General features: G+C 33.7%; 21 protein-coding genes. 4 read left to right on the forward strand and 17 right to left on the reverse strand.

Features of this window, described 5'->3' with window-relative positions:
- Together ACSVH7_RS08395 and ACSVH7_RS08400 are read left to right on the forward strand one after the other, a co-directional pair.
- Complete coding sequence (locus ACSVH7_RS08395) at positions 1 to 1,107, forward strand: peptidylprolyl isomerase (protein WP_438066263.1); 1,107 nt, start codon at positions 1 to 3, stop codon at positions 1,105 to 1,107.
- A gap of 99 nt (positions 1,108 to 1,206) precedes the next feature.
- On the forward strand, positions 1,207 to 2,421 hold the full coding sequence (locus ACSVH7_RS08400) for a peptidylprolyl isomerase (protein WP_438066264.1): 1,215 nt from the start codon (positions 1,207 to 1,209) through the stop codon (positions 2,419 to 2,421).
- Between the two features lie 71 nt (positions 2,422 to 2,492).
- On the opposite strand, the gene ACSVH7_RS08405 is transcribed toward ACSVH7_RS08400, so the two are convergent.
- The 11 genes from ACSVH7_RS08405 to ACSVH7_RS08455 form a co-directional block, all read right to left on the reverse strand.
- A complete protein-coding gene (locus tag ACSVH7_RS08405) occupies positions 2,493 to 2,933 on the reverse strand; it encodes a hypothetical protein (RefSeq protein WP_438066265.1) in 441 nt (146 codons plus the stop codon).
- Between the two features lie 389 nt (positions 2,934 to 3,322).
- Positions 3,323 to 3,919 carry a GNAT family N-acetyltransferase gene (locus tag ACSVH7_RS08410; RefSeq protein WP_438066266.1) on the reverse strand — a complete coding sequence of 199 codons (597 nt, stop codon included), beginning with the start codon at positions 3,917 to 3,919 and terminating at the stop codon, positions 3,323 to 3,325.
- Between the two features lie 402 nt (positions 3,920 to 4,321).
- A complete protein-coding gene (locus ACSVH7_RS08415; RefSeq protein ID WP_438066267.1) occupies positions 4,322 to 4,678 on the reverse strand; it encodes a hypothetical protein in 357 nt (118 codons plus the stop codon).
- A gap of 296 nt (positions 4,679 to 4,974) precedes the next feature.
- Positions 4,975 to 6,153, reverse strand: a complete 1,179-nt coding sequence (locus ACSVH7_RS08420) for an AIR synthase related protein (RefSeq protein ID WP_438066268.1) — start codon at positions 6,151 to 6,153, stop codon at positions 4,975 to 4,977.
- 141 nt (positions 6,154 to 6,294) lie between these two features.
- A complete protein-coding gene (locus tag ACSVH7_RS08425) occupies positions 6,295 to 7,776 on the reverse strand; it encodes a carboxypeptidase regulatory-like domain-containing protein (protein ID WP_438066269.1) in 1,482 nt (493 codons plus the stop codon).
- Between the two features lie 47 nt (positions 7,777 to 7,823).
- Positions 7,824 to 9,188 (reverse strand): CsgG/HfaB family protein, encoded by a 1,365-nt coding sequence (locus ACSVH7_RS08430; RefSeq protein WP_438066270.1) that lies wholly within the window; start codon positions 9,186 to 9,188, stop codon positions 7,824 to 7,826.
- A 3-nt stretch (positions 9,189 to 9,191) separates the two neighbouring features.
- A complete protein-coding gene (locus tag ACSVH7_RS08435; protein WP_438066271.1) occupies positions 9,192 to 9,593 on the reverse strand; it encodes a curli production assembly/transport component CsgF in 402 nt (133 codons plus the stop codon).
- A 12-nt stretch (positions 9,594 to 9,605) separates the two neighbouring features.
- Entirely contained in the window at positions 9,606 to 10,337 is a 732-nt protein-coding gene (locus tag ACSVH7_RS08440; protein ID WP_438066272.1) for a CsgE family curli-type amyloid fiber assembly protein, read from the reverse strand.
- Positions 10,338 to 10,386: 49 nt separating this feature from the next.
- Positions 10,387 to 10,902: a hypothetical protein gene (locus tag ACSVH7_RS08445; protein ID WP_438066273.1), complete on the reverse strand. Its 516-nt coding sequence runs from the start codon at positions 10,900 to 10,902 to the stop codon at positions 10,387 to 10,389.
- Positions 10,903 to 10,962: 60 nt separating this feature from the next.
- Positions 10,963 to 12,144, reverse strand: a complete 1,182-nt coding sequence (locus ACSVH7_RS08450; protein ID WP_438066274.1) for a hypothetical protein — start codon at positions 12,142 to 12,144, stop codon at positions 10,963 to 10,965.
- A 342-nt stretch (positions 12,145 to 12,486) separates the two neighbouring features.
- The gene (locus tag ACSVH7_RS08455; protein WP_438066275.1) at positions 12,487 to 14,676 is read right to left on the reverse strand and encodes a glutamine synthetase III family protein; all 2,190 of its coding nucleotides are present in this window, start codon (positions 14,674 to 14,676) and stop codon (positions 12,487 to 12,489) included.
- A gap of 299 nt (positions 14,677 to 14,975) precedes the next feature.
- Between ACSVH7_RS08455 and ACSVH7_RS08460 the strand changes: the two genes are divergently transcribed.
- Positions 14,976 to 15,929 carry a TerC family protein gene (locus tag ACSVH7_RS08460; RefSeq protein WP_438066276.1) on the forward strand — a complete coding sequence of 318 codons (954 nt, stop codon included), beginning with the start codon at positions 14,976 to 14,978 and terminating at the stop codon, positions 15,927 to 15,929.
- 56 nt (positions 15,930 to 15,985) lie between these two features.
- Here the strand turns inward: ACSVH7_RS08460 and ACSVH7_RS08465 are convergent, their stop codons facing one another.
- From ACSVH7_RS08465 to ACSVH7_RS08475, 3 genes are all read right to left on the reverse strand, one after another.
- Entirely contained in the window at positions 15,986 to 16,483 is a 498-nt protein-coding gene (locus ACSVH7_RS08465) for a hypothetical protein (protein WP_438066277.1), read from the reverse strand.
- 75 nt (positions 16,484 to 16,558) lie between these two features.
- Positions 16,559 to 17,407: an alpha/beta hydrolase gene (locus ACSVH7_RS08470; protein ID WP_438066278.1), complete on the reverse strand. Its 849-nt coding sequence runs from the start codon at positions 17,405 to 17,407 to the stop codon at positions 16,559 to 16,561.
- A 60-nt stretch (positions 17,408 to 17,467) separates the two neighbouring features.
- Positions 17,468 to 18,340, reverse strand: a complete 873-nt coding sequence (locus ACSVH7_RS08475) for an AraC family transcriptional regulator (RefSeq protein ID WP_438066279.1) — start codon at positions 18,338 to 18,340, stop codon at positions 17,468 to 17,470.
- A gap of 188 nt (positions 18,341 to 18,528) precedes the next feature.
- Between ACSVH7_RS08475 and ACSVH7_RS08480 the strand changes: the two genes are divergently transcribed.
- Positions 18,529 to 18,924: a FimB/Mfa2 family fimbrial subunit gene (locus tag ACSVH7_RS08480; RefSeq protein WP_438066280.1), complete on the forward strand. Its 396-nt coding sequence runs from the start codon at positions 18,529 to 18,531 to the stop codon at positions 18,922 to 18,924.
- 288 nt (positions 18,925 to 19,212) lie between these two features.
- On the opposite strand, the gene ACSVH7_RS08485 is transcribed toward ACSVH7_RS08480, so the two are convergent.
- From ACSVH7_RS08485 to ACSVH7_RS08495, 3 genes are all read right to left on the reverse strand, one after another.
- Positions 19,213 to 19,830, reverse strand: a complete 618-nt coding sequence (locus ACSVH7_RS08485; RefSeq protein WP_438066281.1) for an acyloxyacyl hydrolase — start codon at positions 19,828 to 19,830, stop codon at positions 19,213 to 19,215.
- 78 nt (positions 19,831 to 19,908) lie between these two features.
- Positions 19,909 to 22,014: a prolyl oligopeptidase family serine peptidase gene (locus tag ACSVH7_RS08490; RefSeq protein WP_438066282.1), complete on the reverse strand. Its 2,106-nt coding sequence runs from the start codon at positions 22,012 to 22,014 to the stop codon at positions 19,909 to 19,911.
- A 95-nt stretch (positions 22,015 to 22,109) separates the two neighbouring features.
- Positions 22,110 to 23,708 carry an OmpA family protein gene (locus tag ACSVH7_RS08495; protein WP_438066283.1) on the reverse strand — a complete coding sequence of 533 codons (1,599 nt, stop codon included), beginning with the start codon at positions 23,706 to 23,708 and terminating at the stop codon, positions 22,110 to 22,112.
- Positions 23,709 to 23,724: the final 16 nt, after the last annotated feature.

Here is a 23,724-nt window from a genome sequence, read left to right on the forward strand (position 1 = left end):
ATGAAAAAAAGAATTGTTCTTGGATTACTAGCCTTAACGACTTTCTTCTCTTGTAAAAATGAAGAAAAAAACGATTTACCTGATGGTTTATACGCCAAAATTGAAACCAATAAAGGGGATATCATCTTACAACTTGCTTATGATAAAGCACCAATTACCGTAGCCAATTTTGTAACATTAGCCGAAGGAACCAATGAATTCATTACCAATCCCAATTTGAAAAATCGCCCGTATTATGATGGTTTAAAATTCCACCGCGTTATCGAAGATTTTATGATTCAAACTGGAGACCCTCTAGGAACAGGTTCTGGTGATGCAGGTTACAAATTCAAAGATGAATTTTGTGAGTTTAGATTTGACAAAGGTGGTGTTTTGGCAATGGCCAATAATGGACCAACAACCAATAGCAGTCAGTTTTTTATTACGCATTTAGAAACGCCTTGGTTAGACGGAAAGCACACTATTTTTGGTCAAGTGGTAGGCAAAGGAATGGAAGTAGTTAACCAAATCAAGCAAGGTGACTTTATGAAAAAAGTGACCATCATCCGAAATGGTGAAGCTGCCAAAAAATTCAATGCTGTAAAAACATTCCATGATTATTATATCGTTGAAGCTGAAAATCAGAAAAAATTACAAGCTGAATTAGACGCTTATAATGCACAATTCAAAACCGTTCAAGACCAAAAAGTAGCTGATTTCAAAGCCTTAAAAGCAAAAGCTACCAAAACCAATACAGGTTTAGAATACGTGATTACTCAAAAAAGTAATGGTAAAAAACCTACTGTTGGAACACCGGTTTATATTCACTATGCTGGATTTTTAGAAAACGGAACTTTATTTGATAGCAGTATCGAAAGCGTTTCAAAAACTTTCGGAAAATTTGATGCCACTCGTGCCGCTGCCAAACAATACCTGCCAATTCCTTTTGAGTATGGTAAAAAAGATGGTTTGATCCCCGGATTTATCGAAGGGATTGAAAAATTAAAATTTGGTGAAAAAGCAACTATTTTCATTCCATCTAATTTAGGTTATGGTGCTCAAGGTGTAGGACCAATTCCACCTAATGCTAACATTATTTTCGAAATTGAGTTATTAGAGAAAATGTAGTATCTAGTGATTAGTAATTAGTAATTAGCTATTACTAAGCACTATTTACAACAGCTAAGGACTAAGAACTAAGACTAATTAAAAAACCATCAAAAACAAATGAAATCAAAATTGTTTTTTTTATTATTCTTCGGAATAGTAAGCATCAATGCACAAGTAAAAAAAGTTGCTACTCCTTCTAAAAAACCAGTAGCTAAAACCGCTGTTAATTCAACAAAAGTAGCCCCTGGCGAAGGATTATTTGCTACCATCGAAACCAATAAAGGAACCATTGTTTTGGCGCTTGAGTTTCAAAAAACTCCGGTTACTGTAGCTAATTTTGTGAGTTTGGCAGAAGGAACTAACCCTTATGTCAACAAAGAAAAATTAAAAGGAAAACCATTTTATGACGGATTAAAATTCCACCGAGTAATCAAAGACTTTATGATTCAAGGTGGTGACCCGGAAGGTAATGGCTCTGGTGACCCAGGATACAAATTCAAAGACGAATTTACCGATTTAAAACACGACAAAGGCGGTATATTATCTATGGCGAATTCTGGTCCCGCTACCAACGGAAGCCAATTCTTTATTACACACAAAGACACGCCTTGGTTAAATGGAAAGCACACCGTTTTTGGTCATGTTACGGAAGGAATGAATGTAGTAAATGCCATTGAACAAAACGATGTAATTACCAAGGTTACCATTACCCGAAAAGGTGCATTGGCTAAAAAATTCAATGCAGCCAAAGTTTTCACAGACTATTATGCCAATAAAGCAGAGGATGCCAAAAAGCAAGCCGCTATTGATGCCGAAAATAAAGCCAAAAAAGCCGCTTTAGAAGCCGAAGCCAAAAAAGCCTATGAAACAAAATTTGGTCTTGTTATAAAAGCTAAAGCAGATTATATTTCCTCAGTTAGAGCATCGGGAACAAAAACACCTTCAGGATTAATCTATCAATTGATCCAAAAAGGAAATGATGTAAAACCTGTTGATGGATCGACCATTTACTTTCACTACGCAGGTTATTTTGAAGATGGAAACCTGTTTGACAGTAGCTACGAAGACGTAAACAAAGCTTACGGAAAATTCGATGCGAACCGCGCCGCTCAAAACGGCTACCAACCTTTTCCTTTCGTTGCTGGTAAAAAAGAAGGTATGATTCCGGGATTTATCGAAGCGTTAAGCTTGCTACATTTAGGAGAAAAAATGATTGCTATAATGCCATCTAATTTGTGCTATGGCGAAAGAGGTGCTGGCGGAGTAATTCCACCCAATGCTAATCTAGTATTCGAATTAGAAATAATGGATAAAAAACCAGAAACGAAGTAATTCTTTTTGGATCAAAATAAAAAACCGATAACAAGTAAAAGTTATCGGTTTTTTTTATGCTTTAGAAAAGCTTATTTCTTTCCAAATTTCCAGTCAAATTCGTCTTTTTGATTGATAATCGCACCAATCTCAAATTTTACCACTTCTTCAAATTCGGTTTGTAGAATAAACCAATTGTCTTCGTTAAAGTAATTTTCAAACGTATCAAATTCTTCCTGTGTGAATTTGGTTATTCCTTTTGCAGCCAACTCTTTTTTTACCGATGCAATTGGTTTATCAATAATCAAATTACCAAACAATTCTAATTTTGGACTCGAAGCCACGATATATCCTAATCTCAACTCTTCTTCTTGATAAAAAGTCAAACGCATTTTCAATTTGTTGTACACCAAAATCACGTTATCATCTTCGTCTTTGTAATTGCGGTCTGGCTTACCATAAATGGCGGTCACATCATTTTGTTTCATCCCGAACAAAAGCTGCTCAATCCCGCTTTTTAAATTTATTTTCATTAGAAGCTATTTATATTAAAAACTAAAGCGCAAAGGTATTTCCATTTTTTGGGATAACCACCCAATTCCAAAAAATAATACAGAAACATTATTTTTCATGACTGTCCGCCATGTGTGCCAGCAATGGAACGCGGATGACACGGATGGTACGGAATTTCGCTGATTTATATATAAAAATCCGTTTAAATCTGCGTCATCTGCGTACCATTTTTATTATTGGTACAAGTACCGGATTGTCAAATTATTTTATATCAGGAGCAGATACAAAAGGCTTTATCAGGCTGCATCGTCCCGCTTTCCGTTGCAATCTTATAGCCCGAACCCCGGGCCATAAGGATTTCCACTACAATCGGGGCTAAAGAGAAACATCGTGTCTTTTTGGAAAGAGATTACAATTGCTTTTCCAAATTCATTTTCACTTTATCGAACCACTCGTCCTTCAAAATACTCAAAATAATACTATCTCTTCGAACTTCTGACTCATAAGTTGGCATATGACTTCGCAAAATACCTTCCACCGTACAACCAATACTCTTCATAGCTGCAATACTGCGTTTGTTATTGGCATCGGCTCTAAATTCTACACGCTCCATACCTAAAGTCTCGAAAGCAAAGCGGAGTAACAAATATTTACAATGTTTGTTGAGCCGCGTTCCTCTAAAATCCTTTCCGTACCAAGTGTAACCCAATTGCAGCGTTTTGAATTCAAAATTGATATCATAAAAGCGAGTACTTCCTGCATATTTTCCCGATTGTTTGTCATAAACGATAAAAGGAAATTCTTTCTGCGTTTCCTTTGTCTTCAATGCCAATTGAATATACTTTTCGAGATTGTCCTGCCCATCGGCTTTTACTAACGAGAATTCCCAAGTTTCAGGTTCATGCAAAGAAATGGGCAATAAATGAGTAACATCATCCATTTCTAGCGGGCGTAATTGCACTCGGTCGTTTTCTAAAATAGCGTTGGAAAATAAATCAAAGTTCATGATCACAAATTTAGTCTTAAAGATAAAAAAATACTTGACTATACGTTACTTGTACCAATAATAAAAAGGAACGCGGATGACGCAGATTCAAACAGATCTTTTTTTATACAAATCATTGAAAATCAGTAAAAATCCGTGTCATCCGTGTTCCATTGTTGAAATGTGGTACACATAGCGGGCAATCATAAAAATTTAAACGTTTTAACTACCTTAAAAACCATAAAAAATAAACAAAACTATGTTGCGACCTACTTAGCCCAGATCGTAGTGGAAAGCCCGGAGCAAAAAAAATTGATTTTTATTGTTCTAAAAGAGCGACTGGAAGAAGCTCCTTTTAGAATATAGAAAAATCATTTTTTTTGTGAGGACTTGTAACGGAGTGCTGGAAATAGCTCCTAAAAATTATTCGTTGAACTCGTCGTAGCGAACGGGAATTTGTGGATCGTAAACGGGGCATTTGAACTCTTCGAGCGTGTCGGCCAATAGGTTCATCGTTTTCCCATCGGTGCCGTAGCAGTCGATTTGAATGCTTTGCGGTGTAGTTTTGACCTGAAATGCGCCTTTGCCTTTGGTGTTTTTCCAACTATTATCATCTATTTTTTCCCAAGTAGCGAACACACTATTCAACCGATTGAGAATAACCTCAACAGGTAAATCTTCTAACCCCTCAACGATTTCTTGTTCGACCAAGGCTTCGTAAACCAAATGATGATTGAGGTAAATACCCTCTTGATAGCGCCAAAAAAGTAGTTCGTACATAGGGGAAGGGGGTTTAGGGGTTAAAATAGTTTAAGGTTGTTTAAAATAGTTTAAGGTTGTTTAAAATAGTTTAAAATAGTTTAAAATAGTTTAAGGTTGTTTAAGGTTGTTTAAGTTGTTTAAGTTGTTTAAGTTGTTTAAAATAGTTTAAGGTTGCTTGAGGTTGTTTAAAATTGTTTAAATTAAAGTTGTTTTTAAAACGAATCGCTAGTTCCTTAAACAATTTTAAACTTTTAAACAATTTTAAACTTTTAAACAATTTTAAACTTTTAAACACTTTTAAACTTTTAAACAATTTAGTATTCGAAAGTACCGTATTCGCTGTTGATGGTTAGTTTTTTGGCATCCGAAGTTGCTACTCTACCTACAATTTTCGCATCGACATTAAACGATTTTGAAATCGAAATGATGTCCTGTGCAATAGCTTCTGGCACGTATAACTCCATTCGGTGTCCGCAATTGAATACTTGATACATTTCTTTCCAGTCGGTTTTGGACTGCTCTTGAATCAATTGAAATAAAGGTGGCACTGGGAATAAATTATCTTTTATGATGTGCAAATTATTGACAAAATGCAAGATTTTAGTTTGTGCTCCTCCGCTACAGTGTACCATTCCGTGTACTTCGTTTGAGGTATATTTATCTAAAATAGCCTTTATAATCGGCGCATAGGTTCTTGTTGGCGATAAGACCAATTTACCTGCATCGATTGGTGAGTTTTCTACTGCATCTGTCAATTTTACTTGACCAGAATAAATCAAGTCTGAAGGAACAGCGGCATCGAAACTCTCGGGATATTTGGCTGCTAAGTATTTCTCGAAAACGTCATGACGGGCAGAGGTTAGACCATTACTTCCCATTCCTCCGTTGTACCCTTTTTCATAAGTAGCTTGACCAAAAGATTCCAAACCTACAATAACGTCACCCGCTTGAATATTGGCATTGTCAATTACTTTGGAACGTTTCATACGAGCGGTTACGGTTGAATCTACAATGATGGTACGAACTAAATCGCCTACATCAGCCGTTTCTCCTCCTGTAGAATGAATAGTCACTCCAAAAGTAGCCAGTTCCTGAATTAATTCTTCAGTCCCATTAATAATGGCCGAAATAACTTCTGCAGGAATTAGATTTTTGTTTCTACCGATGGTGGAAGAAAGCAAAATATTATCGGTAGCGCCAACACATAATAAATCATCAATATTCATGATTAATGCATCTTGTGCAATGCCTTTCCAAACCGAGATATCCCCAGTTTCTTTCCAATACATATAGGCTAGTGAGGATTTTGTTCCAGCACCATCGGCATGCATAATCAAGCAATAATTAGGATCTTGGGTAAGGTAATCGGGTACAATTTTACAAAAAGCTTGCGGAAACAAACCTTTGTCTATATTTTTAATAGCATTATGCACATCTTCTTTGGATGCCGAAACACCACGTTGTGCATATCTTTTAGAAGTAGCTGAACTCATGAAATTAGTTTGTGTTGATGTGGTGCAAAGATAACCAGTTTTTTTAAATTCTTGGTTTAAACCAGAAGTTGGAACATAAAAAAACCGATAGATCCTAAAATCGTATCGGTTTTAAAAACAAAATTAAAAATGAAATGGTAATTATTTCCAATCAGGCATGGAAGCTCCTAAAAATAAGGTGGTCCTTGAATCTGAATCTGATAAATTAACTTTTTGAATATTTCTACTTGAAATTCCATCATTAGAAGTATTTACAAAAATTACTTCGGCTTGATTAGGTGAAAATCGCACCTCTAAATCGTTGAATCCTGGCAATTTTTTAGATAAAATTTCCTGTGTTGTTTTCGAACTCGTATTAAAAATAAATAATCTGGCATCTAAACTTCTATATTCTAGATTTTGGAAACCACTCACATCTCTTGAAAAAACAATACGACTATTATCAACGTTACTATCTAAACCACTGACTGCGCCACTTAGGTTTGAAATTACATTGTATAATAAAACCCCAGAACTAGATATCACATAAATTTCAACATCATAACCTAAATTATTATTTACTTTTAACACAATTGAACTACCATCTTGACTCCAAACACATTCGGAAATAAATTTACCATTTGGTGTTTGAAAAACAGACGTTAAACCCGTTCCATCACTGTTAATACGGTATAGTTTATCAAAATTTGGATAGATGATTTGATTACCTGAACTATTCCAACTAAAACCAACATGATCCATATTAAAACCTGCAACAGGTATTGAATTTGTCACTTTTTTCACAGCCGTACCATCCATATTCATGGTGTAAATATGATTTTGTGAGCCATCGGAACTCAAAAATGCAATTTTATTAGCTTGCAAATTTTTGCGAGGGCGGTAACTATTGAGCGAAGTAGAAGTTAACGGTAATTGATTACCAGCATCATCTGCCGCATAAATAACATTGTTTCCATTCACTTTTTTTACAAATAAAAATCTGCTATTGGGGAAACTAAGCGTTGTAAATGAAAAAACACTACTATTTACAGGTTTATTAATTCCATCAGAAACCGAAACTTGCCAAAAATATTTAGTGCTGTAGCTTAAATTAGCCAAATCAACACTGTTTGTTTTAAGATTGTCAAAGGTGATAATTTCGTCCGTAACGCCATTTCTTAGTGTAACGGTATAAGTTAATACATCAGCGTCCGGATCTTTTGACTCCCAAGTAAGTTTTGTCTTTATCGATTGATTGATTGCCAAATCTAAAGGCGTTTTTAATGTAGGTACTTCAGGTGCTTTATTACTTGATTTCGAAGTTTCTAATTCAAAAACCACTTGGGAAACTGCATTTATAGTAACATTTGTGGGTTCAAATTTCGCCAAAAAACCCTCCTTAAGAGCTTGAACTGAATACTCCCCTGTTGGAACATCTGCAATAACAAAATATCCGTCTTTATCTGTAAAAATAGTACTAGTTGCCGGACTAGTCGTAATCTTAACATTTTCGACAGGTTCAAATTTTACTTTATCTACCACCCGACCTTTAATAGTACCAATGCCAGAATCTTGAATTTGCTCTTCATTACAAGCTGCTAAAAAAGCAACCAAAACAACCAATATAAATTTTAAATATTTCATGTAAATTGAATTTCAAAAAGTGAATAACCAGGACTCAACTAGCGATTTTATTTTTTATTAATTTTTAATTTCCTAGGAAAATAATAAGTCATTCCTACACCAAATCGCCAATAATAATCATCCCTAATACCATTTGTTACATAATCGAGATTGTCTGTAAATGTCATATTATACTCTCCAAAAATCTTTACACCAAAATTGTTTGTAAACAAATATTCTAGACCGCCTCCAAATTGAATTTTTTGATGAACATTTTCAAATTTAGAGTTAAATCCCGTACCAGTTCCAATGTAAAATAGAGGACTTACAAAATTGTAGGGCAATGCTAAAAACTCTAAATTAGCATCTAATGTGGCATACCCTGCATCCAACTTGTTTTTATTCCCCAATTTAAAGACATTTCCTGAGGCACTAAAACTCAAATGTGGTGTAAAATAAAACTTAGCTGCTCCACGACCTAAGGGTCTTATTTCGGGATCGGCATAATCCCCATCCATTAAAGTTACGCCTCCGCCCATTTCTAGTCCAATTCGACCTCGTTTTTGGTTCCTTTCTTTGGCATATAATAATTCATCTTCAGCTATTTTTTTTTGATTTTCAAAGTTAATAATGAGGTCATCAATTACTTTCTTCGGAGCTTTAGATTCCCATAAATTATCTTTCAATCCTTCAATTACTATTGACTCCACTGCTTTTTCAATGGCCTCTGTTACGGCAAGCTGCATGGGTTCATTTCTTGTAAAACCCGTTTCTACTTCTAACAATCTTTTAACATTTACATATTTAAAAAGATTCGCATCTACAGATTGTGATAAAATTGTTTTTGAAATATAAACAGTATTTAAAATTTTACCGTTTGATGTTGACACCAGTCTTAAATATACAGTAACCCTGTCCTGCTTGTATCGAACTGACCCACCTGTACCAAAATATCTTGCTCCGAAACCACCAGTAAGTATATTGGAATCGTATGATATTATTCCTCCTTCAAGTAAAACTCCAGCAAATAACAAAGGCGTCAAAGTTTGTTTAGCATTAGGATTAAACTCTTCCCGAGTAGACCTGATAATATTACGCTCATTAAGTAAATTTCCTAAATTTTCTCTTTCAATTGGTGTAAACCACTTGGAATCTTCTAAGGCATTAATTAAAATAGAAGTGGCACCTTGAGTAACGGCAGTGCTAAATGAGCTTCCGTTCTCTGTAGGTTTGTATTGTCCTGTTTGATCTTTAAACTTATAAACCCCAACTACCACAGGCTCTTTGGGTGGAGGTAAATTTTTTAGATTGATAGTAGCTGTAGTGTTTTCTCCGAATGTTGCATTTTTTACCCCTACAGGTTGGTTTAAGTAGGCTTGGCAACTAGATAATAGAATAAATAATGAAAAGTAGGTCCATTTGAGGTGCTTCATAAATTAACTTTTAGGTATTAAAACAACAGTTTGCTCTCCTGTGGATGTGTTCAATATCTTGACAGATAATCCTTCAAGAGTAGTGGTAACATCAACGGCTAAATTTCCAAACACATAAGATCCTGGTTTCAAACCTTCATTACCAAATTGAAGATTTAAAGCCAAACTACTAATCCTACTAAGAATTTGACTGTTTAGATTCTCTTTAAATCGTTCTAATTCTGTTAATGTTTTATTGTTAGGATCTTTTTCTTTTAATTTATTTTGAGACTCTGCTGAGCTTAACAACCATTGATAATTAAAAGTGTCTCCTCCAAATGCGGGATTTATGGGTTTGTATACCATGTCTTGAGACAGCATGATGTTGCTAGCGAAAAGCGAAATAAGTAACAGATAAACTCTCATTCTTTAAATTAATTAATATTGTGTTATAAATTTTTCTTGTTTAGCTAAGTTTTTAAAATAAGTAAGCACTTCATCGGCAACATAAGCCGCCATTTCTTTCAAGAAATCTTCATCAGGTTGTGTAATGAATTCAGCTATGGAATTATCATCGACACTGACGATTATCCTACTTGTTCTCCCAAATGAAAGCTCTTCTTGTATTTTAACAATCTTTGTTGTTCTTATTTTTAAATTATTATAAGCGTTAAAAAAAAATTCATAAAATTCAGCACCAAACTTTGTTTTTGTATCATTAGATACAATTGCTATAGGCAAAATACCGTCTGGTTCTTTGTTAATCGGTTGATTTTCGGCAATTTTCTTCTGAAAAACAACACGATCTTTACCAACTAATTGTGTTTTTTCATCATAAATCAACAATAAGATGACAATTTCATCCGTATCGTTAAAGTTGACTTGCACTTTGGAAAGGTTGATTTTTTGATTCCTATTCAAGGTCACTCTACCCTCTTGCGTATTATTACTCGAGTTCTTAGTAATGGTATTCGTTTTGAAAACAGTGACTTTATAAGAGAAGCTTTTGTTATATGCCTCTAAATTCTCAAGAGTAGGTTCAATCATCAGCAGATTTTCAACAACTTTAAAGTATATTTTGGGTTTTATAGTCAAGTCATCAGCATTTTGTGCTATGCAAGGAGCAAGAAAAAAGAGAGTAACAAAAACAAGAAAAAAATGCTTTTTCATGATGAAATAATGTCCTTAAAATCCGTAAACGCTTGAAAAAAAAAACAGGTTATAAATTAATCACAGAAATAGTTCTGGCCGTACCAGTTTGTTGAATAGTCATATCTTTTGAAATAGAATTTAGACCCGTCGAAATAATATTTAAATTATTTCCTTTTTGTATAAATTGCTGATTAGCATCGATACCTCTATTGTTTCCATAATCGAATATCATATTATTATTTCCATTTTGTTCCATTTGAACCTTAACATTTTTGGCAACTTTATAAGAAAATATAGAATTATTTTGTCCTTCTTGAAGAATAACTGCTGAAAAAGAAGCTGGATTACTTTTTACTACATTTGCAGTATTCAAATTACCAATTTGTACAATAGACACTTCATTTTCAATTCTGTTTTGTTGAGATTGCGTTTCTTTGATTGATTTCACAAACAAGGAAACATTTTTTTGTGACGAGGACATTGCTAAATCCTCCGTGAAGGATTGTGAAAACAGCTTCCCATTAAAACCAAAAAAAAGTAGAACTACTAAATTGAGTTGTACTACACTTACGATTGTTCTCATCTGTAAATAGTATAAAAAGAGAGTTGTTACCAACTCTCTTTATTAGCTTATAAAATATTCTTAGTTTTGAGTAACTACACTTGTATTCGCGTTTCCATTTTGTAACACAGTACTCATATGGTTGCTACCTGTTTGCATCAAAGTAGAGGCATTAGAATCTCCTACTTGTAAAACATACTCTTTATTACCTGATCCATTTTGGGTTGATTTCAAAGTATTTTTATCTCCAAATTGGAATCCGTAAGATTCGTTTTTGCTACCAATTTGAACTTGGTTAGAACTGTTTTTGAAACCACCTTGAGAAGAATAAGCTATATTTTTATCTCCCTCTTGTGATTGTTCGGCTTGATTAAAACCATGATTTAATACTGGATGACCTCCTATTGGGTTTACTCCAACAAATGAAGCTGGAACATCTGAACCTAAAATACCACTAGGATATTGATTTCCTGTTGAACCTTGATCTACAGTTGCAGAATTGCTATCACCGTCTTGTGTTTGTTTTGCCCAATCATTGCCTAGTATTGAACCTCCTGTGATTCCATTATTTGCAATTTGATCTTGCCAAATTTTAGCATCATTTGAATCTCCCATTTGTGTTTGATAAGCTTTGTTATCTTTATTGCTTTGAGAAATGTACCCTTTGTTCCCAACACCATCTTGCATTTGATCTGCTAAGTTACCAACAGCTAAATAAGTAGCAGGATTGATTCCTTGAAAGATTTCGGCTTTGTTTTTATTGGTCCCTGCTGATGCTACGGCTGCAGAAGCGCTACTATTATTGGTTGAATACTGTTTTTGAGTAGCCGTATTCCCATTACCATTTTGTTGAACGGTTGCATAGTTATTGTCCAATCTTTGAGTTTGTGTTGATGTGTTACCATCCCCTTTTTGGCTAGAGTAGGCAAAATTATTTTCTGCAAAGCCTACGCCCTGATCAATTGTTGCACCGTTTCCATTACCATTTTGAACCACTTTAGCCTTGTTACCATCACCGTTTTGTTTGATGTCTGAAGTGTTTTTAGCTCCTGAAAGAGAAGAGGTTTGTTTCACCTCAGCATCGTTGTTTAAAGCTGTTGTAACAGTCCCCGTTGTTTTTTGGCTAATTTTGGACTCATTTTTTCCAGTTTGTGTAACATTTGCTAAATCGCTGTTTCCTGTTTGAGAAACATTACTTGTGTTCTGAGCATAACTCATACTCACTGCTAGCAATCCGAAGACGCTTAAAATTACTTTTTTCATGATAAATATATTTAATTGGTTATTAATACTATTTATGATGTAGGTTTCAAAAAAAAGTAATTTGGGCATTTACTTTTCTCCTAAAAAACAATTCAAATTTTGTTAAAAAATTAAGTCTTGTTTATTTTCGCTTTTCAAATATAGTATGGATTTGGCAGAAATTAAAAATATAAAAGACAGTATTTTAAGCATTTACACAACTTTTCGATAAAGTGCGAAACTAGTCCGACCAACTACAATTTGATGTAATAATTACGTAAGTATTTCATTAATAAAAATTTATTGTCGTTAAAAAAAAAGGAACCAAATTTTGGTTCCCTCTTTTTAGTGAATAGCTCTATACTATTTTGTAAATAACAATTCTCTATATTTTGTCAAAGTCCATAATTCATTATCAACAAGCAATTCAAGTTTATCGCAGTGATTACGAATTTCTTCAAAATAAGGCTTCACTTTATTGCAATACGCTTCAGCCATTTCTTGAGCGTCTGTCATGTTATTAGCCACTTTTCTTTCATTAGTCATTAAAGCAACTTTAGAGTTGATTCCTTCGATATGACCTGAAATTTGTTTGATCAATATTATTTGTTCTTTAGCCACATTTTCGAAATCCGAGCCAAAAATATCCTTCAATCCTTTTACATTTTCGATTAAAGTATTTTGATAACGAATCGCTGTTGGTATTACGTGGTTTTTAGAAATATCCCCTAACACACGTCCTTCAATTTGAATTTTCTTAGTGTATTCTTCCAATTCAATTTCATAACGGGCTTCCACTTCTACATGATTCATGATAGCCAACTCACTAAACAAATCTAGCGCTTTTTTTGACGCTCTTGCTTTTAATGCTTCAGGAGTAGTTTTAAAATTACTCAATCCGCGTTTTGCAGCTTCGTTAGCCCATGCTTCACTATAGCCATCTCCTTCGAAAAGTATTTTTTTAGATTGTTTGATGTACTCTCTTAACACATTAAAAATAGCATCATCTTTTTTCATGTCTTTAGCTTCGATCAAAGCATCCACTTCTACTTTAAAATCTTTTAATTGTTTCGCAACAATCGCATTCAAAGTAGTCATAGCGTTAGAACAATTTGCAGAAGATCCTACTGCTCTAAACTCAAATTTATTTCCAGTAAAGGCAAACGGAGAAGTTCTATTTCTATCGGTATTATCTAAAAGTACGTCTGGAATTTTCCCAACAACGTTCAATTTCAAGTCGGTTTTTTCTTCAGGAGATAATTTTCCAGCGGTTACACCTTCTAATTCTGCTAAAACTTTTGTTAATTGCTCCCCGATAAAAACTGAGATAATTGCAGGTGGCGCTTCATTCGCTCCTAACCTGTGATCATTACTTGCTGTAGCAATGGAAGCTCTTAATAATTCTTCATAATCATTTACTGCTTTAATAGTATTGATAAAGAATGTTAAGAATTGTAAGTTGCTCATTGGAGTTTTGCTTGGGCTTAACAAGTTTACTCCCGTATCTGTTGCTAATGACCAGTTATTATGTTTTCCAGAACCGTTAACCCCTTTGAATGGTTTTTCGTGCAACAAAACTTTAAAATCATGTCTTTCTGCCACTTTACCCATCACGTCCATTAGCAAACAGTTGTGATCTACTGCTAAATTTGTTTCTTCAAAAATTGGTGCTAACTCAAATTGATTTGGTGCTACCTCATTATGACGAGTTTTAACAGGAATTCCTAACAACATACACTCTTGTTCTAAGTCCCTCATATAAGTTAAAGCACGAGAAGGAATAGAACCAAAATAATGATCATCCAATTGTTGACCTTTTGCTGAAGTATGCCCCAACAAAGTTCTACCTGTCATCATCAAATCAGGGCGAGAATTAGCCAATGATTTATCAATTAAGAAATATTCTTGTTCCCACCCTAAAGTCGCAGTTACTTTTTTAACATTTTTATCAAAATATTTACATACCTCAGTAGCCGCTTCATCCATGGCAGATAATGCTCTTAACAATGGAATTTTATTATCTAAAGCTTCTCCAGTGTAGGAAATAAAAATAGTTGGTATACATAATGTGGTACCATAAATAAAGGCTGGTGAAGTTGGATCCCAAGCAGTATATCCTCTTGCTTCAAAAGTATTTCTTATACCTCCGTTTGGAAAACTTGAAGCATCTGGCTCTTGTTGAACCAATTGTGCTCCACCAAATTTCTCTACAGGATCACTTCCATCGTAAGAAGTTTCAAAAAAAGCATCATGTTTTTCGGCTGTTGTTCCAGTTAATGGCTGAAACCAGTGTGTGTAATGCGTTACACCTTTAGCCAAAGCCCATTCTTTCATTCCCATTGCAATATAATCTGCAATTTTTCTATCAATTTTAGTTCCGTGCAAAACAGCTCCTTTTACTGCTTTATAAGCGTCTGAAGTCAAATATTGCTTCATTGCTTTGTCATTAAACACATTGGAACCAAAAAGAGTTGATTTTCTATCGGTTTCTTCAAATTTAACTGGCTTTCTTGTAGATGCTTCTTTTAAAGCTTGAAAACGTAATGTAGACATAAAAAGATTATTTATTATTTATTAAACCCCTATTATTTAGTGCAAATATAAAATAATTATTAGTTCACAGAAATTTTACCTATGTATTTTATAGGGTACCTCACAAAAAATGATGATTTAATAATTTAATGATGTAAATCTATCAACTTCATAATTTACACCTAGTTTAATTGAGTATATTTAATTTTCAAATTAGGTATTGGTTTTAAAACTGATGAAAGAAAACCAGATTTTTTTAAAAAAAATTTCACTTCTATGAAGCTCTTGAACTACATTTGTATCCAATAAAACAATATTCTATGATAGTTTGGGGATTTTTCATTATTATGATTATGGGGATTTTAGCACTTGATTTAGGTGTTTTCAATAAAACGCCTCATATCATAAGTACTAAAGAAGCTAGCAAATGGACACTAATTTGGTTTACATTATCTATGCTTTTTTCTGGGGTCATCTATTGGTTGTATGCAAACGAATACATTGAAAACCCAACTGGCTTGAAACCAATGGTAGCAAGTATCAAATTTATTACAGGTTATCTAATTGAGTTATCCTTGAGTGTAGACAACATCTTTGTGATTGCTATCATTTTTGCTTCTTTCAAAATTCCCCAAAAATACCAACACAGGGTGCTGTTTTGGGGTATTTTGGGCGCCATACTATTTAGAGGATTGATGATATTCTTTGGAGTACTTATTATCAATAAATTTGCTTGGACCACCTATATTTTTGGAGCCTTCTTGCTATTTACAGCGATAAAAATGTTGTTTAGCGGCGAGGATGATGAATTTGAACCTAAAAATTCTTTTGTTTATAAATTTTTAGGCAAAATTATCCCCTTAACTTCTCAAACCGATAAAGAGCATTTTTTCATTAAAATCAAAGAAAAAAACCATGCCACTCCCCTTTTTGTCGCTTTAATTGTTATTGAGGTGATGGATGTTTTATTTGCTGTTGATAGTGTTCCGGCAATTTTAGCCATAACCTCAGATCCTTTTTTAGTATTTAGCAGTAATATTTTTGCCATTTTAGGATTGCGTTCCATGTACTTCTTTTTAGCTAATATGCTAGCTAAATTTAGCTATCTTGAATACAGCCTAATTGCTATTTTAAGTTTTGTCGGATTAAAAATGCTACTTCATGATTTTATTGAAATTCCTGAGTGGGCTTCTCTTAGTTTTATTGTCATCTCTCTTGTTACCGGTGTTTTCGTCTCCTTAAAACTTAACAAAGACAACGACATTACTGAGTAAAAAGCAATAAAAAAGCGGTGCTCTAGACACCGCTTTTTTATTGAGGTATGATTCATTTACAATTGAATTTGTTTCACTTGATTCTCTTTTACATTCAAAGCTTGTACTACCGAAAAATAATCCTCAGTTTTAATATTTTTTGAAAAAGCTGCCGGCACAATTACAATTCTGAACGTCTGATTATTTAAAAATTGAGGTGTTAAGGCAAGGTTGTAATTTCCTCCTGCGTAAATCGTAAAATCCTCTCTACTAAAATCAAAATCATAATCTAGTTCACCTTGTGCGGTGTATAATGTTCTAGGAATTGATTGCCAAATAGGCGTTGAACCGTTAATTGTTCCTGTTAACCTATAAATCAAAATAACATCAGATGGAAAAATTTGTGGGGTTAATTTTTGATAGATATTAAAACCATCAGTAGCATTATAGTCAAAATTGACATTTCTAAGCTCAAATACTTCTCCTATTGTATCAGCATCATAATTATTATCCGATTCACAACTTGAAAATGCCATCATACTAACAACAGCAAATAATGTAATTATTCTTTTCATTTTCGTTAATTTTTTAAGTTACTATTCAGTTTATTTCAAAAACCTTACCATTTTTTTCAAACGTAATGATATAATCTATTCTTTGGATAAAATTTTACTAAAATAATACACGTGATACGGTAACGCATTTTCCCAATAGCCCCATGTATGCGCCCCCGGACGTTCGGTATACTCGTGAGGCACTTTACTATATACTAATCTGCGATGCAGCTCTCTATTGGGTTCGATTAAAAAATCATCCACACCACAATCGAGTAGCAACGGTAATTTATTTGCCTTAAACAGGTCAATCATTCGAATCACAGAATAGGCTCGAAAAATTTCTGGATTATCACTTTGTGTTCCAAAAACCGTTTGCATTAACTGTTTTATTTTAGCTGACGCATCTCTATTTAGCATTACTTCCACATCCACAACACCACTCATGCTTCCCGCGGCACAAAATAACTCTGGATGTTTTAGTGATAAATAAAGCGCTCCATGCCCTCCCATTGACAAACCGGTGATTGCCCTAGCTCGTTTATCAGCAATTGTTCTGTACGTTTTATCTACTTTTTGTATTACTTCTTTCGTAATAAAAGTTTCAAACTGACTTTCTTTATTGATAGGACTATCTAAATAAAAACTAAAAGTTTCTCCTTCTGGCATTACGATAATTAAATCGTATTGATCTGAAAGGTCTTTTACTAGGTTTTTATTAGGTGTATTTCGTAACCAATCACTAAAATGTCCATAAGCTCCATGCAACAAATATAAAACAGGGTAGGCGGCTTTACTTTTAGAATATGAATTTGGAAGTACCACAGCGGCTTTATAATTTTTATGCATCGCTATACTTTCGATTTGAAGTGTATCTACTTTTGCAGCAAATACAGCATGTGTACCAAGAAAAACAAGAATAAAAACAACAATGAATCGATTCATAATATAAAAAAATTTTAAAGCAATTTACAAAACTAAAATGGTTACACCTCAAATATGCACTTATTTAAGAATAGTTTTTAATTCATTACGGTACTGCGAAGCACTTTTGCCAGTGTAGGCTTTAAATGATTTATTAAAATGACTGAAATTATTAAAGCCGCTTTCAAAACAAACCTCATTAATACTGATCGGTTTTTCGGCCAAGAGCTTAGAGGCATGCACTATTCTATACTCATTGACAAACGTGGTAAAAGTTTTGTTGGTGATTTTTTTGAAATATCTACAAAAAGAAGGCAATGTCATACTGACCAAATCAGCCACTTCAACTAAAAAAATGGGCTCTTGAAAATGATCTTTCACATAATTAAAAACCACATTAATTCTATCATTATCTTGTACTTGCAACTCCAATGAAAATCCGCCAGCATTTAAAACCAAACCCTCTGAGGAAGTGCTCATTTCATAAAGCACTTTCCATAACAATTGTAATCGTTCGAAAGGATTCAAAAAATTCATTCTCTCAATTTGCTTTCCTAATTTTGTCTTAGTCTCGCCAGTAAAAGCAATTCCAGCTTTAGCCTGCTGCAACATATTTGATAGAGGTAGCATTTCGGGAATATCAAAAAAATCCTGACCCAAAAATTCTGGCCTGAATTGAATAACCGTTTCTGATTTATTCCCAGTTTGAGCATTAGTAAACCCGCAATGAGGCAGATTACTTCCAATAAGAATAAGATCCCCATCCGTAAAATACGAAAGGTGACTTCCTATCTGCCGCTTACCTGAGCCTCCGCGTACATAGACAATCTCAATTTCCGGATGGTAATGCCACAAATGGGCTTTGCTATTCGCATTTTCATCAAATTGTAAAATTGTAAACGAACTTCCATATGAAGGAGCTATCACTTCTAAGGTTGCCTCCATTTTTTTCATAAAAAAGAAAATTTTAGATATCACTCAAAGTTATACAAATTACACTAAATTGCCAAAAATTCATAGATATCGTTTTCATAAATGATAAAATAACATATACATTAGAAAATATTGATTACTAGATAGTTTTAAAACATCTATAATTTAGCAAAATAAATAATGACTCTTCTAATTAAAAAATTTATACTATGAAAACAATGCAATACTTTAGTTTATTCGTGACTTTATTCATGACAAGTGTGGCAGCTTTTGCTACTGAAAAAGACTTTTTTCTAAATGTAAAAAACAGTCAAGGAAATGAAATTAGCTTTTCAATGAACGGAATTGAAAGTGCCGATATAGCCATATATGATCAAGAAAATAATTTGATTTTTTCTGAAAAAGCAAAAGGTCAAAATGGGATTATCAAAAATTATAATTTAGACGAATTGCCGATGGGTAACTATACTTTAGTGGTAAAAACAAATCTAAAAGAAGTAAAACATGACATTAAAGTAAAAAGCAATACGGCTGTTTTAAGCAAAAAAGCTTATTTAGAAGTTTACAAAAGCAGCTTTGATAACAATGCTATAGTTTCAAAATAACATCCTAAAAGAAATTTTTTTTTTTGAAAGCTGTCTCCTCAAGGCAGCTTTTTTTTATGCTTTCCCAATGAGTAACTACCTTTTTTAAAGCAATGTTGACATCTACTTTGCGAACAAAAAACATCAGCTAGAATTGAACTAATTTTAAGAACAAATTAAAAAGATTTTCTATACCTATTTTTTTCAAAATAATAGGTGGATAAAAAAAGGTAACTACCAATTAAGCCAATAATCACTACTTATTTTGAAAGCTAGTTCAAACAACCCTATTGTCAACCCATGATATTGTTATTGCTGGTGTATCGGAAAAATGACTCCCAATTCAATATTCTTTGTATTAAATCCAGCATTAGATTCCTTTAAACCAGCGTTAGAAGTATGGCGGAAACTAGGTCGTACATCCAATGCAAAATACTTAAAATCTAAAGTATAGCCTAGTGCTAGAATGTCACAAAAAGCAAATCCTTTTGACAAGCGTTCGGTTTCTGTATCCGTAAGCATTGGACTTATGCTTCCTAAAACATAAATGGCACTTCGTTTACTAATCTTTTTCTGAATTGTCATTCCAATATGTAAAACACCTTCATTAATGGTTTTTAATTGCATAAAAGCGTCTCGCTTGGCTTCATAATTTGGCGTTTCAGGTTTTACAAAATAAAAATTTAGCAATTGATGGGAAGCGCGATTGTATTCAGGGCCAAAGAAAAAAGTAAAATCAATTTTCTTGTACGTCCGCAATTTTTTATAAAACAGCATTTTATAACTGGAATTGGTATAGGTGTAATCGGTGTTTTTAATGGCATTTCCTGTTCCATATGAAAAACCTATTTTCCAACTATCCTTATTCGATTGACACCATATAAGATTACTACCAAGGAGGAATAAAAAAGAAATAAATAATCGCATGTACTTGATGGGTTTAAATAAAAAAGCATTCCTATGAATCTAGGAATGCTTTCAAAAGTAAACTAAAAAATTGTATTATTAAGGAAGGGACTTAAATCCCATATTGAACAAAGTAAATGCCTGAATATCGGCAGCTTCTTCAATTGTCTTAGAAACTGGTTTTCCAGCACCATGTCCAGCATTGGTCTCAATCCGAATTAAAACAGGATTACTTCCTGTTTGTTTTTCTTGCAATTCGGCCGCAAACTTAAAACTATGAGCTGGTACTACTCTATCATCATGATCTCCCGTGGTTACTAATGTAGCTGGATATTTTACCCCAGATTTAACATTATGCACTGGCGAGTACCCTTTTAAATAGGCAAACATTTCATTGGAATCTTCAGCTGTACCATAGTCGTACGCCCAACCTGCACCAGCAGTAAATGTATGGTACCGCAACATGTCCAAAACACCAACCGCAGGAAGTGCTACCTTCATTAAGTCGGGTCTTTGTGTCATCACAGCGCCAACTAATAACCCGCCGTTAGAACCACCGCGAATGGCTAAAAAATCTGATGAAGTATATTTTTGAGCGATTAAATACTCCCCGGCTGCAATGAAATCATCAAATACATTTTGTTTTTGCATTTTGGTTCCTGCATCGTGCCATTTTTTACCGTATTCTCCGCCTCCACGCATATTGGCAACGGCATAAATTCCGCCCATTTCTAACCAAACCGCATTGGCAATGCTAAAACTTGGTGTTAAACTCACATTAAATCCACCATAACCGTACAAAATGGTTGGATTCTTTCCGTTCAATTGTAATCCCTTCTTATGTGTGATAATCATTGGTACTTTGGTTCCGTCTTTTGAAGTAAAAAATACTTGTTTAGACTCATAATTTTCGGAAACAAAATCAACTTTAGGCTTAACATAAACAGACGACTTACCACTTTCTGGAAAGAAGGTATATGTTGTACCTGGAGTAACATAGTTGGTAAATGAGAAATACAACTCTCTATCTTTGGCTTTGCCCCCAAAACCGGAAGCAGTTCCAACACCTGGTAAAGCGATAGTTCGGATTAATTTTCCTTTATAATCAAATTGTTTTACAACAGAAATAGCATCTTTCATATAATTAGCAAAAATATACCCTGAACCCCTCGATGGATTCAATACTTGCTCAGTTTCTGGAATCAAATCTTTCCAATTTTCAACACCTGGATTTGCAACATCAACAGTAACAATTCTTTTGTTAGGCGCTTTCAAATTGGTGACTATAAAGAGGGTTGTACCCACATTATCCAAAACGTCAACATCATACTCAAATCCTTTATGAATGGCCACAATAGGACTATTTGGAACAGATAAATCTTTTAGGTACAATTCATTTCCTGAAGTAGAATTGGCCGCAGAGATAAACAAATAACGATTATCATCCGATACATAGCCACCAACATATCTGCGTTTTTCTTGATCACCAAATACTATAAAATCCTCGGCTTGTTTCGTTCCAAGCTTGTGAAAGTATAAACGGTGTTGGTCTGTTTTAGCCGAAAGTTCACTTCCTTTAGGTTTTTCATAACTGGAATAAAAAATCCCTTCATTCCCTTTCCAAGATAAACCACTAAATTTTACATCGACTAAAGGTTCACCAATACTCTGTTTAGTTTTAGCATCGATAAAAATTACTTTTCTCCAATCACTTCCCGCTTCAGATATCGAATAAGCTACCAAAGAACCATCTTTAGAAAAACTTACACCATCCAATGAAGTCGTAGCGTCTTTAGAAAAAGTATTCGGATCCAAAAATAACTCTTCTGTCCCTTTAGCGTCTTTTCTATACATAACCGATTGATTTTGCAATCCATTATTTTTATAATAGTAGGTATAGTCTCCTTCTTTAAAAGGCGCTGATACTTTTTCGTAATTCCAAAGTTTTTCCATACGAGCTTTAATCGTATTTCGAAATGGAATAGCTGCTAAATAATCAAAGGTAACTTTGTTTTGCTCTTTTACCCATTCGCCAGTCTCGGCTGAACGGTCATCTTCTAACCAACGATATGGATCAGGAACATTTGTACCAAAATATACATCAATTTTATCTGTTTTGTTTGTTTTGGGGTACTGAATTTTTGATTGAGCTGAGCCAAGCAATGCGCTAGAGATAACCATAATTGTAACAATATTTTTTTTCATAGTAGTAAATGTTGAATGTAAGCCGAATTCAACAAAGCTATGAAATAAAAACCGGTTATTTGAACCCCTAAAAAAGAAAAAAAGAAAGTAATTTTTTACTTTTGTTTATTCAAAACTTCGGGATTGACAATTACAAACTCAGTTCTTCTATTCTCCTGATGTTCTTCAGAAGTGCAATTGATACCATTACTACAAGTATTTACTAATTCAGTCTCACCAAATCCCTTGGCTGTGATTCTTGAAACATCAATACCTTGACTTACAATCCAGTTTTTAGAAGAGATAGCTCTTTTGTTAGACAATGTGAGATTATACGCATCACTTCCTCTACTATCTGTATGAGAACCCAAACTAATTTTCACTTTCGGATATTTCTTCATTACGGACACTACTTTTTGAAGTTCAATTTGAGCATCAGGTCTGATGTAAAATTTATCCAAATCAAAATATATAGGATTTATTTTAATCATTAACTTGCCACGAACTAATGCGAATTCATCAGAGGTTAAAAATAAATCAAGCCCTAACTCTAAGTCCGTCTTATTGTTAGTGACTATGATTTTTTCATCAACAGTATAATTTTCTTTTTTTCCGGTAATTTTATAGGAGGCATCACAATCAAGAGTAAAATTAAAAACAGCCCTTTCATCTGCAACAATACTATCTAACTTGATTCCTTTACTATCAAATAAAGTGACAAGAGCTCCGGGCAACAGTTGTTGCGTATCTTTATCTTTTACGACCCCTTTAACAATTTGCTTGCATTTTAAAACAATTGGATTACTGATTTCCTCGAAATAATAGATATCATCATCACCTTTTCCTCCATCTCTGTTTGAAGAAAAATAGCCTGTTTTTTCATTATTCTTGAATACAAGTGCAAAATCATCTTTACTACTATTCAAAGGTAGCCCAAGATTTGAAGCTTTCTCTACTCCAATTTTATTTTTGATTTTAGTAAAATAAATGTCTAACCCTCCAAAATTTTCTTGCATTCCATCAGACGAAAAATACAAAATATCATCATGATCAATGTATGGAAACATTTCGCTTTTAACCGTATTCACATTTGGCCCTAAGTTAAAAGGCTCTCCATAGGTACCATTCTTATTAATATCCACTCCCCAAATATCAGTTAGTCCATAGGTCCCAGGTCTATTTGATGTAAAAAACAATTGTGTGTCTGTTGCGTTTAACGAAGGATGTCCACAATCAAAATAATCACTATTAAAAGGTAATTTAACAATGTTGGTCCAATTTCCTACACTATCAATATCCGCTTTGTACAATTGGATTAACACCCAACCTTTAGCATCTTTTTTGATTCTATTATTAGTATAATTATCTCTAGAAAAATAGACTGTTTTCATATCTTTAGTGAAAGAGACATTCGATTCATGCATTTTGCTGTTTACTTCCTTTGAAAAAAATTCTGAATTAATGAATTCACCCGATGGAGTAATCATGGCCTTATATAAATCTAGATAAGGTTGGTTGTTTGTGCTCCATTTCCTGTTTCTTGATCCTTTTACTTTTTTAGATGAAGCATAAATAGCTTCTGTAGTACCATAAAACGTTACGCCAAAATCAGAATATTTTGTATTCGCTTCAATGTTTTTAATTGTATAATTTTTATTTTGAGAATAAGTAGAATAAAATAAAAGAAGTATCAAAATGCTTGCTAACTTTTTCATAAATAGATTTTTTTGA

The sequence above is a fragment of the Flavobacterium sp. TSSA_36 genome, assembly GCF_051547165.1.
Taxonomy (GTDB): Bacteria; Bacteroidota; Bacteroidia; order Flavobacteriales; family Flavobacteriaceae; genus Flavobacterium.